Raw genomic sequence first — 15,958 nt, forward strand, 5'->3', positions numbered from 1 at the left:
CCCTGACGGGGGCGCAGTTTTTTTGAATCTTCCTTTGCCCAATCACCCTGTCGGCGGCGCCGCGTCGCGCCCCGACCACGCGCCCACGAAACAAACAAAGGCCCGCCAGCATTTCTGCCAGCGGGCCTTGTCTGAATTCTCGCGAAGTCGCCGTCGTGATCCGGATTACATCCGGCTGGCGACGTTTTCCCAGTTCACCAGATTGTCGAGGAAGTTCGACAGGTAGGCGGGGCGCTTGTTGCGGAAATCGATGTAATAGCTGTGTTCCCACACATCGCAGCCCAGAAGCGCGGTCTGACCGAAGCAGAGCGGGTTCACCCCGTTCTCGGTCTTGGTCACGGCCAGCGAGCCATCCGCGTTCTTGACCAGCCAGGCCCAGCCCGAGCCGAACTGACCGGCACCGGCGGCGCTGAACTGCGACTTGAATTCATCGACCGAGCCGAAGCTCTCTGCCAACGCGCTTTCCAGCTCACCCGGCATCGCATTGCCGCCGGGGCCCATCATCTCCCAGAACTGGTTGTGGTTCCACAGCTGGCTGATGTTGTTGAAGATGCCGTTCTGCGCCACGGAGCCTGCGTCATAGGTGCCGGTGATGATCTCTTCCAGCGACTTGCCGTCCCACTCGGTGCCCGCGATCAGCTTGTTGCCATTGTCGACATAAGCCTTGTGGTGCAGGTCATGGTGATATTCCAGCGTTTCCGCCGACATGCCTTTGGCAGCCAGAGCGTCATGTGCATAGGGAAGATCAGGAAGTTCAAAAGCCATCGTGGACCCCTGTTGAAAATGAATGTTGCGGTTCCACAGGTTACATGCGGCGGTGGTGCCCGCAGGTCAAGAGCGGATGGCGAAAACAAGCGCGGATCACTTACGAAAACGAGGGAGCGCCTTGCTGTGCGACCCTCGCCAGTTTCCAGTTGTTACGCTACCAAATCGCCGTCAGGGCTGAGCCTTACATCACGGAAAGGGATTGCAGTGCTCACTTGTTCTTGGAAATTTTGCACTTCCCGTGCCCGCTCGGGCGGTTGTCCGTGCCAGAAATACTTGCCCGTGTGCTGACTTTGGCCTTCGAGGTATCAAGGGTCGCACTGTACTTTCCGGTATACGAACCCTGACGCGCCTCGATGTTCCTCAATGTCCATTTCAGCTTGTATTTACCGTTCTTGACCGACCGGACGGTGGCGGGAATTGGGCCGCCTTTCACATGTTTCACGATCGCGTCGATCACCATGACCGATTGATCGGCATCATCGACCAGAAAGACCATGCGCTCAGAAATCCAGCCATATTTCTCCTGGCTGCCAATTTCGCAATCATAGACAGTCTGCCCGGCAAACGCCCCATTTGCCAGCAACAACGCACCCGTAACGATAGATAATCTCAACTGGTTCACAGCTACTCTCCCTCAAATTGAGTAACCGCTCTATCCATCACTTGAAGGGCCCGCAACCCCGAAACATCAGACTTGCCCAGGGGTCAATCTAACTGCCGCCATAGGTTCAGAGCACCCCGACCTCGCTGCCCGGCTGCGCCGCGACCTTGAGCAGCTTGAACACGTAATCGGCAACCGAGCGGAAACAGACGATGCGGAACGCGCCGTCCTCTTCCATCCAGAATGCGGCTGCTACCTGTGCCAAGCGGGTGCGGCGGAAATCGCCGGGTTTGAATGCCCCGTCACTCAGATCGACCGGTGCGAGCTTCGCCACGACCTCGCGCGCATGGGTGCCCGAGACCCGGAATACCGCGCGCGCATCCGAGACATTGACCGCAAGCGCATGGCTGTTGCCAAGCGCCTTGACCATCCCGGCAAGTTTATCCTCGACCTCGGCATAGGGCACCAGAACCAGCACCTCGTCCGGCGACATCCAGCACAGCCCGCTGTCATCCGTAACATGTGCTTTGCGCGGGCCGGGCATCTGCTGGTCGGTTGCGGCCGCCGCGGCCTTGGCCAGCCCCTTCTCATCCAGATCGCCACGCAGGGTGATCATGCCTTGCAGGCCCAGCTCTTCGATGGTTGCGATGCCGTCATAGCGGGCGCCGTTCAATGCGCTGATGGGTTCAGACATTCTGCTTCTCCCCGTCCTTGTCGAAAAAGACCGGATCTACGATCTTGGCCTTGTAACTCTTGCCGTCGGTTCCGGGGATCTCGATCACTTCGCCCATCCGGTCGGGACCGTGTTTCACCAGACCCATGGCAATACCGCGATCCAGATTGGCCGAGTAATAGGTCGAGGTCACGCGCCCGATCATGTTGCGTTGCCCGTTGGCATTGGTCCCCTCGCCCACCGCATAGGCGCCGTCGGGCAGAACCGATCCATCCACAGTCTCAAGACCCACCAGTTTCCAGCGGTCCGGGTCGGCCATATGGCTGCGTTGCTGCGCACGCTTGCCCAGGTAATCCTCTTTCTTTTTGGACAGTGCCCAATGCAGGCCAAGATCCTGCGGGATCACCGTGCCATCGGTCTCGTCCCCGATCATGATGAACCCCTTTTCGGCGCGCAGGATGTGCAGACATTCCGTGCCGTAGGGCATCACACCGAACTCTTTCCCCGCCTCCGTCAACGCGTCCCAGAACGCCTGCCCCCGAGAGGCGGCAACCGCGATCTCATAGCTGAGCTCGCCCGAGAACGAGATGCGGTAAGCACGGCAGTCAAAACCACCGATCTGACCGTCGCGCCATTCCATGAATGGCAACGCCTCTTTGCTGACATCCATGCCGCCGAGTTTTTCCAATACTTTGCGCGCATTGGGGCCGACAACCGCGACTTGAGCGTATTGCTCGGTCACGTTGGCGACATAGACCTTCCAGTCCCACCACTCGGTCTGCAGCCACTCTTCCATATGGGCGTGAATACGCTCGGCGCCCCCTGTGGTTGTGTGACACAGCCAGGTATCTTCGTCGATACGGGCAACCACCCCGTCGTCGATGAGGAAGCCGTTTTCGGAACACATCAGCCCATAGCGGCATTTGCCGGGTTTCAGGGTGGACATCATGTTGGTGTACATCATGTCCAGGAACCGCCCCGCATCCGGGCCCTTGACGATCAGCTTGCCCAGCGTGGATGCGTCAAGCAGACCAAGGTTTTCGCGGGTGTTCTTCACCTCGCGGTTCACCGCTGCCTCAACGCTTTCGCCAGGGAGCTGATAGGCATAGGGGCGCCGCCAATGACCGACCGGCTCCCAATCGGCGCCATTCCTGTCGTGCCAGTCATGCAGCGGCGTGCGGCGGATCGGCTGGAACACCTCGCCGCGCGCTTCGCCGCCAATGGCCCCCATTGAAATCGGGGTATAGGGCGGGCGGAAGGTGGTGGTGCCGACCTGCGGGATTTCGGCATTCAGCGCATCAGCAAGAATCGCCAGACCGTTGATATTGCTCAACTTACCTTGATCTGTTGCCATGCCGAGCGTGGTATAGCGCTTGGTATGCTCAACGCTCTCATATCCCTCGCGGGCGGCCAGTTGCACGTCCGAGACCTTCACGTCATTCTGGAAATCCAGCCATGATTTCACCCGCAAAGGCGTATCGGCATTGGCAGGCATCAGCCAGACCGGCTCCATCGGCAGCTCAGCGGCGCTCTCGCCCAGTGGAGCCTTGGGCCGCTTGGCCTTGCCGCCCGCCGCTTTTGCCGCAGCCAGACCGGCGGCATTGGCATCACTGAGGGTCTCGCCCAGCGCCAGCGCGCCATTGGCCGCTCCCGCAACGCTCACAAAGCCCGCGCCATCCGCGCCCAGCGGCGGGCGGTCGGGGTCGGGGCGGAAATGGGCCTGCGCGTCATCCCAGATCAGCTTGCCGCCGCAATGGGACCACAGATGCACCACGGGCGACCAGCCACCGGACATGGCCACCGCGTCACACGACACCTCGTCGCGCGCACCACCGATCCCCTCCTGGTTGCAGATTGAGACTTTCTTAACACGTTTACCGCCCGAGACCTTGGCGATGGCTTTGCCCGGATCGACGCGGATGCCCAGCGCCCGCACCTCATCGGCCAGAGCGCCGCCGCCCGAAGCGCGCGCATCGAGAATGCGCAGCACGTCGACACCGGCGTTTTTCAGTGTGATCGCGGTGCGATAGGCGTCGTCGTTATTGGTCGCAACAACCACCCGCTCGCCGGGAGTCACGCCCCAGTTCACCACATAGTCGCGCATGGCCGAGGCCAGCATCACACCGGGCACGTCATTGCCCGCAAAGGACAAAGGCCGCTCGATCGCACCGGTGGCGGTCACGATCTGCTTGGCACGGATGCGCCACAACCGGTGGCGTGGGCCTGCAACCTGCGGCGCGTGATCGGTCAGGCGCTCATACGCCAGCGCATAGCCGTGGTCATAGATCCCCGCCCCCATGCAGCGCAGGCGCATCGTGACATTGTCCATTGTCTCCAGTTCGGAAACGATTTGTTCCACGAACTTATCCACAGGTCCCTCATCGATGGTTCCGCCATCGACCGGGGCGCGTCCGCCCCAATGGGCGGTTTGTTCGACCAGCAATACCTTGACACCAGTCAGCGCCGCCGCCTTGGCCGCCTGCAGTCCTGCCACGCCGCCGCCGATGATCAACACATCGGTAAAGGCATAGAAATGCTCATAGGTGTCGGCATCGCGTGTCTCGGCATCGGGCGCTTTGCCCAGGCCTGCGGATTTGCGGATGAACGGCTCGTAGACGTGTTTCCAGAACGGCTGCGGATGGATGAACATCTTGTAGTAGAAGCCCGCAGGCAGGAACCGCGCGAATGCCGTGTTCACCGCCCCGATATCGAAATCGAGGTTCGGCCAGTGGTTCTGCGACTTCGCGCTCAAACCCTCGAACAGCTCGGTCGTGGTGGCGCGCTGGTTCGGCTCGAACCGGCTGCCCTCGCCCAGGCCCACCAGCGCGTTGGGCTCTTCAGCGCCGCTTGCCACGACACCACGCGGGCGGTGATATTTGAACGACCGGCCCATCATCATCTGATCATTGGCCAGCAGCGCCGAGGCCAGCGTGTCACCGGCAAAGCCGCGCATGGTGGTGCCGTTGAAGCTGAAACTGACCTGTTTGGTCCGGTCGATCAGGCGGCCGAGTTTGGAAAGACGGGTGCTCATTTATGCGGACCTTTCGCAGAGGGAGGTCGGAAGGGAGAGGTGGCCGGACATCAGGAGAATTCCCTCCAGACCCAGCCGGGTCGCTTGGCGGTGATGGCGTCGCGGATATCTTTTGGCGGCTCGGTGGTCTGGGCCCGATAGGTGCCGAACACCTCAAGCGTCGCCGTGCAACGCGCCGCGTGGAACCATTTGCCGCAACCGTTGGCGTGCTGCCAGCGCTCGAAATGCACGCCCTTGGGGTTCTCGCGCATGAAGAGATAATCGTGGAACTGATCGTCATCCGATCCGGGTCCAAAGCGTTTGATATGCGCCTCGCCACCGGCGTGCAGTTCCGTTTCCTCGGCATCGACGCCGCAACAGGGGCAATGAAGGATCAGCATCTCGTCATCCTTTCGGCGGTAGGCTGGCGGCATTGGCCAGCGACATTTCGGTCAGTTTGGCGCGCAGGTCTGCATCCTCGAAGCCGCCCTCGTCCAGTTCCACCATCCCGCCCATCGGGCGACCGGTGAAGCTGAGCGGCTGCGCGCCTGCCTCCAGCGCCTCGGCCTCGCGGGGCTTGCCGGGGCGGTACATGGCGAAATCCTTGTGGACGCCGCAGACCATGTGGCCATGCAGCAGAAAACAAAGCCCGCCGAACATCTTCTTCTCGGAGAGGTCCGGTTCAACGCCCAGATCAGCGCGCATGAGGTCGGCCATGGCTTCGGAATAGGGCATCTAGCAGCACTCCCTAAATACAAGCCGGCGAAACATACACTGAACACTCAAAAAATGTTCGCGATTTAGACTGTGGATAAGATGTGGACACTCTGGTGCCCAATCCACGAAATATGCGAATTTTCTTCGGGAGAAACATATATATGGGAAGCTAGATAATTTCTTCTTACTTTCCCCATTAGAACCCCTGCTTATCAACAAGTTATCCACAGGATTTTCCAGATAGCGTGCCGAGTTTCGACCCTGTATTTTCTTTGGAGAGATAACGCGCCGAAACAAGGAGCCACCATGAGCAGTAACAGACACGACATTGAGCACGAAATTCGAGCACTCCGCAAACAACGTGCGGTCAAAAGGCCGCTTCATGAGCGCGCCTTTACTCGTTGGCAAAACGCTATGAAGCTTGAAGCCGACTTTGAAAAGAGCTTGCAGGGAGCAAGTCTCGCGTCCGAGCTCTTCGGATCGGATTTTCGCCTGTTGGACCGAGAGTGCAGAGACTTGGACTTCGAAATCGAAGCGCTGCAAGTCAAGTTGCTTGAATATGCTTCTCCAATAAGTGGCGAAAGGCATTAGTGCGCCACCCCCGCCGCGACGCTTTCGTCGATGAAGCGGCCTTCTTTGAAACGGTCCAGCGAAAACGCCTCGGTCAGCGGGGAATGGCCCGTCGCCATCAGCTGCGCCATGCCCCAGCCCGAGCCCGGGATGGCCTTGAACCCGCCGGTGCCCCAGCCGCCATTGATGAAACAGTTGCCCAGCGGCGTTTTCGACAGGATGGGCGAGCGGTCGCCGGTCATGTCCACGATCCCGCCCCATTGGCGCAGCATCTTCAGGCGCGAGATCATCGGAAAGGTCTCGACCAGCGCCCGCACGGTTTCCTCGATATGATGGAACGAGCCGCGCTGGGTGTAGTTGTTGAACCCGTCAGTGCCGCCGCCGATCACCATCTCGCCCTTGTCGGACTGGCTCATGTAGCCATGCACCGTGTTGGCCATGACCACCACATCCATGCAGGGTTTGATCGGCTCGCTGACCAGCGCCTGCAGCGCCACCGCCTCGAGCGGCAGGCGGAACCCGGCCATCTCGGCCAGTTGCCCGGAATGGCCTGCCACGACGATGCCCAGTTTCTCGCACTCAATCGCGCCCTTGGTGGTGTCGACGCCGGTGACGCGGCCGTTTTCCTGACGCACGCCGGTGACTTCGCATTTCTGGATGATGTCCATGCCCATGGCCGAGCACGCCCGCGCATAGCCCCAGGCCACCGCATCGTGGCGGGCGGTGCCGCCGCGCTCTTGCCAGAGCCCGCCCAGAACCGGGTAGCGCGGGCCTTCGAGATTGATGATCGGCACCAGTTCTTTGACCCGCTGCGGCCCGATCCACTCGGTCGGCACGCCCTGCAGCGCGTTGGCATGGGCCGTGCGCTGATAGCCGCGCACCTCGTGATGGGTCTGCGCCAGCATGATCACGCCACGGGGGCTGAACATCAGGTTGTAGTTCAGGTCCTGGCTGAGATGTTCATAAAGGCTGCGGGATTTCTCATAGATCGCCGCCGAGGGGTCCTGCAGATAGTTCGAGCGGATGATGGTGGTGTTGCGCCCGGTATTGCCACCGCCCAGCCAGCCCTTCTCGATGATCGCGACATTCTGGATGCCGTAATTCTTGCCCAGGTAATAGGCCGTCGCCAGCCCGTGCCCGCCCGCGCCCACGATGATCACGTCATACCGCTTCTTTGGTTCGGGCGAGCGCCAGGCGCGTTCCCAGCCGGTATGAGAGCGCAAAGCTTCGCGGGCGACGGCAAAGGCAGAATAGTGTTTCATGAGCGAATCCATCCGGGTCTGCGGGATTGCGGCAGGTATGCCGCGCGGGCCAAGAATACCCGCGCCACGTTACGTCGCAATATCGTCTTATTGCGACATGGTAACCCGTGTGATGCTTTTTGCCTTTTTCCTGTGCGCTTGCAGGGCTAGATGAGGGCAATCCGAAGGAAGACAACATGACGTTCTGGATCCTCATCTCGCTGACCGCCCTGGTCGTGGCCGCCCTGCTTGCGCTGACGCTGTTGCGTTGCCGCAGCAAGGACGAGCCAGCGGCGGCCTATGATCTGCGGGTCTATCGCGAACAACTGGCCGGGGTGGATCGCGATCTGGTGCGCGGTGTGATCGGCGAGAGTGATGCCGATCGCATCCGCACCGAAATCTCGCGCCGCATCCTGGCCGCCGATGCCCTGATCCGCAAAGAGTCCGAGGGCATGGCGCAGCCGCGCCGGGGCACATGGGTGACCGCGCTGGTGCTGATTGCCGCGCTGATGGGCGGCGGTCTGATGCTTTATCGGTCGCTTGGGGCGCCGGGCTATGGCGATCTGCCGCTCGGTCTGCGCAAGGAGATGGCCGAGGAAAGACGCCTCAATCGTCCCGATCAGGCCTCGGCAGAGGCCGAGCAGCCAGAGCGGCCCGCACCGAATATCGACCCGAAATATGCCGAGTTGATGGAGCAGTTGCGCGCGGCTGTCGCCAGCAGGCCCGACGACCTGCAGGGCCACATCCTGCTGGCGCAGAACGAAGCCAATCTGGGAAATTTCAGCGCCTCCTACAAGGCGATGGCCGACGCGATCAGGCTGATGGGCGATGACGCCTCTGCGGATGATCATGCCGAGATGGCCGAAATGATGATCGCTGCGGCGGGCGGTTACGTCTCTCCTCAGGCCGAGACGGTTCTGGACCAGGCGCTGGATCTCGACCCCGACAATGGCACCGCGCTCTATTACTGGGGCGTGATGATGTTGCAGATCGGGCGCCCGGACGCGGCGTTCCGGGTCTGGGAGGAAGCGCTGCGCAGCAACCCGGCCCCCGCCCCCTGGGTCGACGCGATCCGGGCGCGCATCGGTGAGGTGGCAGCGCGCGCAGGTGTCAAATACGACCAGCCCGACGTCCCCGCCCTGCCCGGCCCCAGCGCGCAGGACATGGCCGGTTTCGAGAATATGGCGCCGGATGCACGCGCCGATGTCATTCGCAACATGGTGACCGGGTTGTCCGAACGGCTGGCGACCGAAGGCGGCACCGCCGAGGAATGGGCGCGCCTGATCCGCTCGCTGGGCGTGCTGGGCGAAGGCGCTCAAGCCAACCGCGTCTTCCACGAGGCGCAGCAGGTCTTTGCCGGCAATGACGCAGCCCTTGCCCTGATCCGCCAGGCAAGCCAAGAGGCGGATACCGCACAATGATCGCCGATCCCTTCGAAGAGTTCGCCGCCGCCCTGCCCGGCTTTTCGGCGCTTGTCGGGCTGGATCTGGGCGACAAGACCATCGGTGTTGCGGTCTCGGACCACATGCGGACGGTGGCCACCCCGCTGGAGACCGTGCGGCGCAAGAAATTCACCCTGGACGCCAACCGCCTGCTCGAAATCATTGCCGAGCGCGACATTGGTGGCATCGTTCTGGGCCTGCCCCGCAACATGGACGGTTCCGAGGGGCCGCGCTGCCAGTCGACCCGGGCTTTTGCACGCAACCTGACCCGGCTGACCGAGCTGCCGATCGGGTTCTGGGATGAACGGCTCAGCACGGTTGCGGCGGAAAAAGCGCTGCTTGAGGCGGATACGACACGAAAACGTCGTGCCGAGGTGATTGATCACGTGGCCGCAAGCTATATCTTGCAAGGGGCGCTGGACAGATTGCGCCTGTTGTAGAAAGCCTGCGGCCTGATGGATAAACCGGTCTGGAAACGAAACGAGATCGAAAGCCCCTGCGTGGATATCTGCGTCGTCCATCCGGTCGAGCGCATCTGCACCGGCTGTTACCGCACCATCGACGAGATCACCCGCTGGTCAAAGATGGAACCCGCCGAGCGCGCCGCCATCATGGAGGAACTGCCCGACCGCGCCCCGCGTCTGGTCAAACGACGCGGTGGGCGCGCGGCCCGGTTGAAAAGCTGATCGCTCAGGCTTTGAGCCAGGCTTTGGCCCCTTCGATATCCGACACATCGAAGAAATGGCTATCGGCGTTCAGAAACCGGCCCATCAGATGTTGCGCCGCACGCTGCCAGGCGTGATCACCGACCACGGCGACGCGTTCCGGGGTGGCGGCATGTTCGCGCACGAGGCTGAAATGCGCGACCATCGCCGACAGCCCCTGCCAACCATCGAACTCGCTGAGATCCAGCAGCAGGCGGAATCCATCGCGCGCCCGTATCTGCGCATCCAGATCCTTTTCGGCATTGGCAATCACCTCGGGGTCCAGCTTGCCCATCAGCTTGACCTGCAGGCATGGCCCGCCCAGATCGATCATATGCACAGAGCCCAGCGACTCGCGCAGCCAGCGGCGCGCGGTTTCGGCGTCGATCAGATCAAAGACCTGCATCGGACATGGCAGGATCGGCGCCGCCAACCGGATCGAGTTGCGCAGCCAGCCGGTATCGGTCACCACCGCAATCCGGTCGAAGCCGCTCCAATGGCTCAGCCCCAGCTTGCTGTCAGCCCAGGCGGCGGACAGGTCATAGCCCTGAAACTCCTGCCCGAATGTCATCATCAGCCGGATCCGGTCATGGGTTTCCAGCGCTTTTTCTACCGCCGGAATCAGAACCGTGTCGTAATCCTGCGCAGTGATCTGCTCCGAGAGTTCCACCTCCAGCAAGGCGCCATCCATCTGTGTTTCAACGGAAATCATTCACAAGCTCCCTCATTGATCTGAGCGCAGCCTAGTCGCTTTGCAACCACCGCGCGAGCCCTTCCGGAAACTCGGGCCGGAAATAGGCGATCATCCGTCCATCCGGGTCAGCGGTTGCGGTTTCGGCCCATGGTGCCACACCATGCAGCAGGTGGCGGTGCAGCAGATAGGCCTCGCCAGGGCGTGCGGGCAGCTCGATCCGGGGGCAGCTTTCGAACACCTCGCGGCGCGTGGCCTGATAGATATCGGTTATGTCGAGCGTTGCATGAGCCTCCAAAGGGTGCGCCGCAAACGTATCGGCAAAGGCGCGGCCCAGCGGATGGTGGCTGCCCTCCCACAGGACCAGCGGCGCGGCGTCCGCGCTGGCAACGGTCAGCGGAATACCAAATATCCAGGCATGCGGTTCCTCGACCCGGCGGCGGCGCTCCGGCCCCGAGGGTCGCAGCCCGTCCACATGCGCCGCATCCCGGCGCGCGCGATAGCGGAACGCGGCCTCGCCCTCGTTGCGCCTTGGCCGCGGATAGCCGGGGTAGATGACCGAGACCTGCGCCTTGTGCAACTCCTGCGCCCCCAGATGTTGACGGATGAAATCCATCGCCTGCCCGGCAAGCGCTGGCGAATCATTCACCCGCCCGTCGCTGTCGTTCTCCAACGCATCCACGCCGATGAACCACGTGCCCTCGCAATCATGCCACTCGCCGTGTTTGGGATCATCGACGGCAGCACGCGCGGCTGGCAAAGCGTGGGAAACCCAATCCGCCAGAACCGGATCGAAGGGAAACCTGAACCAGCCCGTCTGCCGGAACCCCTCTACCATCCAAGCGCCTTGCGCAGCATGTTCAGCGCCACCAGCGTCAGAAACACCGCAAAGACCCGCTTCAACGGCTTCGGGTCCATCGCATGGGCCAGCTTCACACCCCAGGGCGCAGTAACAAGCGTCATGGCGATGACAACAAAGAAAGCCACCAGATTGACCGCGCCGATCGTGTAGGGCGGACGATGCCCCGGATCAACGTCGAGAAACAGGAACCCCGCAACCGAAGGGACAGCGATAATCACGCCGAACCCGGCCGCCGTCGCCACCGCCCGGTGAATGGGTGTGTTGTAGAGGCTCATCAGCGGCACCCCGAAACTGCCGCCACCAATGCCCATCAGCACCGACAGAAACCCCACCGAGGGCGACAGCACCGCCCGTTTCACCCCATGCGGCATTGCATCGCCCAGACGCCATTCAGACCGGCCAAAGCCCAGATAAGCCCCGATCACCATCCCAAGCACACCAAACAGCGCCTGCAACACGTCGGTATGCAGATAGGACGCCACAAGCACACCAAGCCCCGAGCCAATCGCGATCCCCGGCCACCAGCCGCGCAGGATATCCCAATCCACCGCGCCCTTCTTGTTATGGCTCAACACCGAGCGCACCGAGGTGACGATGATCGTCGCCAGCGAGGTCGCCAGACACAGCTGCATCAGCTGTGGACCGCCATAGCCAAGCGTCTGGAATGCGTAGAAAAAGGCCGGTACCAGAACGATACCACCGCCAACGCCCAGCAAACCGGCCAGCACACCGGCAAAAGCGCCGATCGCCAGCAGCATCGCCAACATCTGCAGCAACAATCCGGTTTCCGGCATGATCACCCCCCTGTCTCGACCCTTTGTAGGTACACCCGCTGTGGCTAAAGGGGAAGCTGCTGCGCAGCACGAAACAGACCGCGTCTTCGTGCGCCCCGCACGTTTACCAGACCAAAAGCGCCTGTGGCTGTTGTGACGGGGATCGCTCGAAAAAACCCGAATAAAGAGAATGTACGCCGGTTGTGTTTCGCCAGGATTGCATGAAGTTTGAACCAGAGAAACGATCAAAGGCGCAGAGCGCATGAAACACATCGCAACACTCCTCCTGCTGTCCGTTCTGTTTTTTCCGGGCTGCGCCAAAAAGGCCGACTGGCATCAGAAACTGGTGCTTTATCTCGACACGCCGACCGGGCCAATGACCGCCTCAAGCGTGATCCGGGTGGATTTCACCGGCGCGCGCGCATGGATGCAGCAAATGGACAGCAACCACACCGATCTGACCGGAGAGGCCGTGGTGGCGGATCTGGGCGGGCGCTATCTCTTTGCCCTGATCGAAGAGGGCGCGGGCAAGCTGATTTGGTTGATCCTCAGCAACGAGAACGAGGATGTGGGCGGGTTCAAGGAGTCCATCCGCCGCGTCGAACGGCAGGCCGAGCCGCTGGAGGTGCCGCGAAAGCTCTGGCCGCAAATGGTCACCTTCGGGGATATCCACGACCCTAAGACCGTCCAACTGGTAGACCCGCACGACCTCGCCGCAAGTTTCGGCCCCGGCTATGCGATCCGGCGGTTGACCATTCAGGTGACGGAGGAGCCGGTGACGCAAGGGCGGGTCGAGGCGGTGTTGAGTGCATCATTTTTTAGAACCATCGCGAAGAATATGAAGGCCGCGTTACGGCGGGCATCCGAGGCGCGAAAGCGCGGAGAGAATGAGCCGTATTTTCGTACGCTTGCATCCGAAATAACACGCAACGAGTTCATTCGAGGCAACAAATGACAATTTCAAACGATCTGTTTCTGGCGATCCTCGCGATGGATTCCTACAACCGTGGATACAACGAAGGCCTTACCGGATTGGGAGGAGCTGGCACGAAAGTCGGAAGCGCGAACATAGACTTCGATTCCTCGGTGCTGTTGGGCGAAGATGGTAAGCCCATACACGAAGACGTCGACTTTTACGCCCTCACGTACTCTATCGACCCTGATGGCCCCGCTGGTTTGGCAGGCGAAACCGTCATTTCTTATCGCGGGACGGACCAGTTCTCCGATACCTATACCGGCTGGTTGTTCGGAACCGGCGCAACGCGGGGTACTCAGGTCGTCTACGGGCAGGAGTTCTATCGCCACGTCACCGGCGTGGACCCGTTTCTGGCGCGCGACGCCAAACAGAACGACCCCGCGCCCGACCAAAATGCTCTGACGATACTCACCCTGCCCGCGCCTCTGGCTGCATCGCGACCAGCGCCAGCGCTGCTTCGACCAGCTCGGGGCCTGCCTGCTTGCGGGCCGCCCCTTCGGACAGGTGCCGCCGCCAGGCCCGCGCACCGGGCCGTCCGGCAAAAAGCCCGAGCATATGGCGCGAAATCTGGTGCAGCCGCCCGCCCGCGCTCAGATGCGCCTCGATATAGGGCAGCATGGCATGCACGACATCGACCGGATCGCTCACATGATCGCGCCCGAAAATGTCGCGATCTGCGGTACTGAGAATATCGGCGGGCTGGTGATAGGCCGCGCGCCCGATCATCACCCCGTCCAGACCACCCTCCAGATGGGTCCGCGCCTGTTCCAGCGAGGTCACACCGCCATTGATCGAAATATGCAGGTTCGGAAACAGCCCCTTCATGCGGTGGACCAGATCATAATCCAGCGGCGGGATGTCCCGGTTTTCCTTGGGACTGAGCCCCTGCAGCCAGGCCTTGCGCGCGTGGATCGTGACCCGCTCGCATCCGGCGGCCACGATCCGGGCAAGGAATTCGGGCAGCACCTCTTCGGGGTCCTGGTCGTCAACGCCGATACGGCATTTGACCGTGACATCCACATCCACCGCCGCGCGCATCTCAGCCACACAGGCGGCAACCCGGCCTGGGTCCTTCATCAGCACGGCTCCGAATGTGCCCGATTGCACGCGGTCCGAGGGACAGCCGCAATTAAGGTTGATCTCATCATAGCCCGCCGCCTGCCCCAGCCGCGCCGCCGCTGCCAGTTCTACCGGATTCGAACCGCCCAGTTGCAACGCCACAGGAAACTCCTCGGGACTGAACTCGAGCAAATGCAGCGCCCCGCCCCGTACCAACGCGGGCGCGGTCACCATTTCGGTATAGAGCAGCGCTTCGCCACTCAGCAGACGATGCAAATAACGACAATGCTTGTCGGTCCAGTCCATCATCGGGGCGACAGATAAGCGTGCTGATCGGCTAATATTTGATTTTACTGTATTTTTTGTCATATATCGTATTTTTGCATTGGTATATTTCTGTTCGATTTTGCCATATTTCCGTCCGTTTTGGCATGTTGTATGACTCCGAGTCATACCGATTTGAATGGAGTCATACCAAACATGGCGAGCATCATTGAGCGAACCCGCAAAGACGGCAGCAAGTCCTTTCTAGCGCAAATCATCCGTCGCGCATCCAACTATCAGGAAAGCCGCACCTTTGACAAACGCAAGACGGCGGAGACTTGGGCTAAGAACCGGGAGAAGGAAATAGACAAAGAAATAGCAGCCGGTCGCACCCCCAAGAAGCGAAGCGAAAAGCGCGTGACCCTAGCTGACGCCATCGACAAGTACATTGACGAGTCGATGACTGAGATTGGCAAGACCAAGGCTCAGGTTCTCCGCACTATCCGCGATGAGTATGATATCTCGCAAATGCCCTGCGATAGGATTGCCAGTCACGACATTGTTAAATTCGTTCAGCAGCTACATGACCGCCCCGGCCTGAATTCAGCGTCTACTGCGCTGAACTACCTGTCGCACCTGTCGGGCGTATTCTCAACCGCGCGCCCTCTCTGGGGCTTCGCTCTGGACGCACAGGCGATGAAAGACGCGCAAAAAGCCTGTTCAGCCATGGGCTTTGTTTCCAAACCAGACGAAAGGACACGTCGCCCTACGCTGGACGAACTAGACAAGCTTATGACCTATTTTGTGCGCGCTACAGAGGCAAACCCGCGCACGATGCCGATGCACAAGGTTGTGGCCTTTGCCCTGTTCTCTACCCGCCGTCAGGCGGAGATATGCCGCATCACTTGGGAAGACTATGAGCCTGACGAGCAGCGGGTACTTGTCCGCAAGATGAAGAACCCCGGTGAAAAAGGCGGTGTGGATACTTGGGTGGAGCTACCGGACCCCTGCTGCGCAATCATCGACGCAATGCCTAAGAAGAAAGACCGGATATTCCCATACAACTCCGACACAGTTAGCCGCCGCTTCACAGAGGCCTGCAAGTTCCTAGGGATCGAAGACCTGCACTTTCACGACCTACGCCATGAAGGAACTTCACGCCTTGCTGAGATAGGCCGGACCGTGCCGCAACTGGCTTCTGCGACGGGGCACAAAGCATGGAAGAGTCTAGAACGCTATACCCATGTCCGACAGTTGGGCGACAAGTACGAGTGCTGGGAATGGATTGAGCGGGTGACCTAGCCCGCCCCTGCCCCAAGCTGCCTCCGAAAGTCCACAACGTCAGTGCTAGATTTCAGTTAACGGTTCAAATAGCTCCGGGGAACTAGGAGATATGCTCTCGAGACAGGACCCAAGAGCCTCCGCTGAGCCGCCGAATTGGCTAGCAACAAATAGCGCACCCGCCGCGACTGCTGACCATGCCTGCCACCCTGCAAGCGTTTTTGTAGCCTCATCGAGGAACAACTTCGCTCTGGTTTGCTTGGAAGCCTCCGAAAGCTCATTGGTCAAACGTCTGTTTTCCGACTCCAGTTCTCGAATGTATTGGA

18 protein-coding genes are annotated in these 15,958 nt (G+C 60.9%); 6 read left to right on the forward strand and 12 right to left on the reverse strand.

What is annotated here, in order from left to right:
- Positions 1-165 precede the first annotated feature (165 nt).
- The 6 genes from M3P21_RS14735 to M3P21_RS14760 form a co-directional block, all read right to left on the reverse strand.
- Entirely contained in the window at positions 166-765 is a 600-nt protein-coding gene (locus M3P21_RS14735) for a superoxide dismutase (protein WP_249710976.1), read from the reverse strand.
- Between the two features lie 211 nt (positions 766-976).
- Positions 977-1,390 (reverse strand): hypothetical protein, encoded by a 414-nt coding sequence (locus tag M3P21_RS14740; protein WP_249710978.1) that lies wholly within the window; start codon positions 1,388-1,390, stop codon positions 977-979.
- A 106-nt stretch (positions 1,391-1,496) separates the two neighbouring features.
- Entirely contained in the window at positions 1,497-2,063 is a 567-nt protein-coding gene (locus M3P21_RS14745; protein WP_249710980.1) for a sarcosine oxidase subunit gamma, read from the reverse strand.
- On the reverse strand, positions 2,056-5,073 hold the full coding sequence (locus M3P21_RS14750; protein WP_249710981.1) for a sarcosine oxidase subunit alpha family protein: 3,018 nt from the start codon (positions 5,071-5,073) through the stop codon (positions 2,056-2,058). Before M3P21_RS14750 ends, M3P21_RS14745 begins: the two co-directional genes overlap by 8 nt.
- A 50-nt stretch (positions 5,074-5,123) precedes the next feature.
- Entirely contained in the window at positions 5,124-5,453 is a 330-nt protein-coding gene (locus tag M3P21_RS14755; RefSeq protein WP_249710983.1) for a sarcosine oxidase subunit delta, read from the reverse strand.
- A 4-nt stretch (positions 5,454-5,457) separates the two neighbouring features.
- On the reverse strand, positions 5,458-5,787 hold the full coding sequence (locus M3P21_RS14760) for a TfoX/Sxy family protein (protein WP_249710985.1): 330 nt from the start codon (positions 5,785-5,787) through the stop codon (positions 5,458-5,460).
- A 288-nt stretch (positions 5,788-6,075) separates the two neighbouring features.
- On the opposite strand from M3P21_RS14760, the gene M3P21_RS14765 reads away from it, so the two are divergent.
- A complete protein-coding gene (locus tag M3P21_RS14765; RefSeq protein WP_249710986.1) occupies positions 6,076-6,360 on the forward strand; it encodes a hypothetical protein in 285 nt (94 codons plus the stop codon).
- Here M3P21_RS14765 and M3P21_RS14770 read toward each other — a convergent pair.
- The gene (locus M3P21_RS14770; RefSeq protein WP_249710987.1) at positions 6,357-7,601 is read right to left on the reverse strand and encodes a sarcosine oxidase subunit beta family protein; all 1,245 of its coding nucleotides are present in this window, start codon (positions 7,599-7,601) and stop codon (positions 6,357-6,359) included. The genes M3P21_RS14765 and M3P21_RS14770 overlap by 4 nt on opposite strands.
- A gap of 176 nt (positions 7,602-7,777) precedes the next feature.
- Between M3P21_RS14770 and ccmI the strand changes: the two genes are divergently transcribed.
- The 3 genes from ccmI to M3P21_RS14785 are packed head-to-tail and all read left to right on the forward strand — an operon-like array spanning position 7,778 to position 9,708.
- Complete coding sequence (gene ccmI / locus M3P21_RS14775; protein WP_249710988.1) at positions 7,778-9,001, forward strand: c-type cytochrome biogenesis protein CcmI; 1,224 nt, start codon at positions 7,778-7,780, stop codon at positions 8,999-9,001.
- Complete coding sequence (ruvX, locus tag M3P21_RS14780) at positions 8,998-9,462, forward strand: Holliday junction resolvase RuvX (protein ID WP_249710989.1); 465 nt, start codon at positions 8,998-9,000, stop codon at positions 9,460-9,462. The genes ccmI and ruvX overlap by 4 nt, the downstream gene beginning before the upstream one ends.
- A 15-nt stretch (positions 9,463-9,477) precedes the next feature.
- Positions 9,478-9,708: a DUF1289 domain-containing protein gene (locus M3P21_RS14785; RefSeq protein ID WP_249710990.1), complete on the forward strand. Its 231-nt coding sequence runs from the start codon at positions 9,478-9,480 to the stop codon at positions 9,706-9,708.
- Between the two features lie 4 nt (positions 9,709-9,712).
- Here M3P21_RS14785 and M3P21_RS14790 read toward each other — a convergent pair whose 3' ends face one another.
- The 3 genes from M3P21_RS14790 to M3P21_RS14800 are packed head-to-tail and all read right to left on the reverse strand — an operon-like array spanning position 9,713 to position 12,073.
- Positions 9,713-10,438, reverse strand: a complete 726-nt coding sequence (locus M3P21_RS14790) for a SpoIIAA family protein (protein ID WP_249710993.1) — start codon at positions 10,436-10,438, stop codon at positions 9,713-9,715.
- Positions 10,439-10,469: 31 nt separating this feature from the next.
- Positions 10,470-11,255, reverse strand: coding sequence for a hypothetical protein (locus M3P21_RS14795; RefSeq protein WP_249710996.1), 786 nt, complete (start codon positions 11,253-11,255; stop codon positions 10,470-10,472).
- On the reverse strand, positions 11,249-12,073 hold the full coding sequence (locus M3P21_RS14800; protein WP_249710998.1) for a sulfite exporter TauE/SafE family protein: 825 nt from the start codon (positions 12,071-12,073) through the stop codon (positions 11,249-11,251). The genes M3P21_RS14795 and M3P21_RS14800 overlap by 7 nt, the downstream gene beginning before the upstream one ends.
- A 241-nt stretch (positions 12,074-12,314) precedes the next feature.
- Between M3P21_RS14800 and M3P21_RS14805 the strand changes: the two genes are divergently transcribed.
- Complete coding sequence (locus tag M3P21_RS14805) at positions 12,315-13,007, forward strand: hypothetical protein (protein ID WP_249711000.1); 693 nt, start codon at positions 12,315-12,317, stop codon at positions 13,005-13,007.
- 429 nt (positions 13,008-13,436) lie between these two features.
- Here the strand turns inward: M3P21_RS14805 and dusA are convergent, their stop codons facing one another.
- A complete protein-coding gene (gene dusA, locus M3P21_RS14810) occupies positions 13,437-14,456 on the reverse strand; it encodes a tRNA dihydrouridine(20/20a) synthase DusA (RefSeq protein WP_283780994.1) in 1,020 nt (339 codons plus the stop codon).
- A 111-nt stretch (positions 14,457-14,567) separates the two neighbouring features.
- Here dusA and M3P21_RS14815 point away from each other — a divergent pair, with 111 nt between their 5' ends.
- The gene (locus M3P21_RS14815) at positions 14,568-15,653 is read left to right on the forward strand and encodes a tyrosine-type recombinase/integrase (RefSeq protein ID WP_249711004.1); all 1,086 of its coding nucleotides are present in this window, start codon (positions 14,568-14,570) and stop codon (positions 15,651-15,653) included.
- Positions 15,654-15,698: 45 nt separating this feature from the next.
- On the opposite strand, the gene M3P21_RS14820 is transcribed toward M3P21_RS14815, so the two are convergent.
- Positions 15,699-15,958 (reverse strand): hypothetical protein (locus M3P21_RS14820; protein WP_249711006.1); only part of this gene is annotated, 260 nt, incomplete at its 5' end.

This window comes from Ruegeria spongiae (genome assembly GCF_023502395.1).
GTDB lineage: Bacteria > Pseudomonadota > Alphaproteobacteria > Rhodobacterales > Rhodobacteraceae > Ruegeria_C > Ruegeria_C spongiae.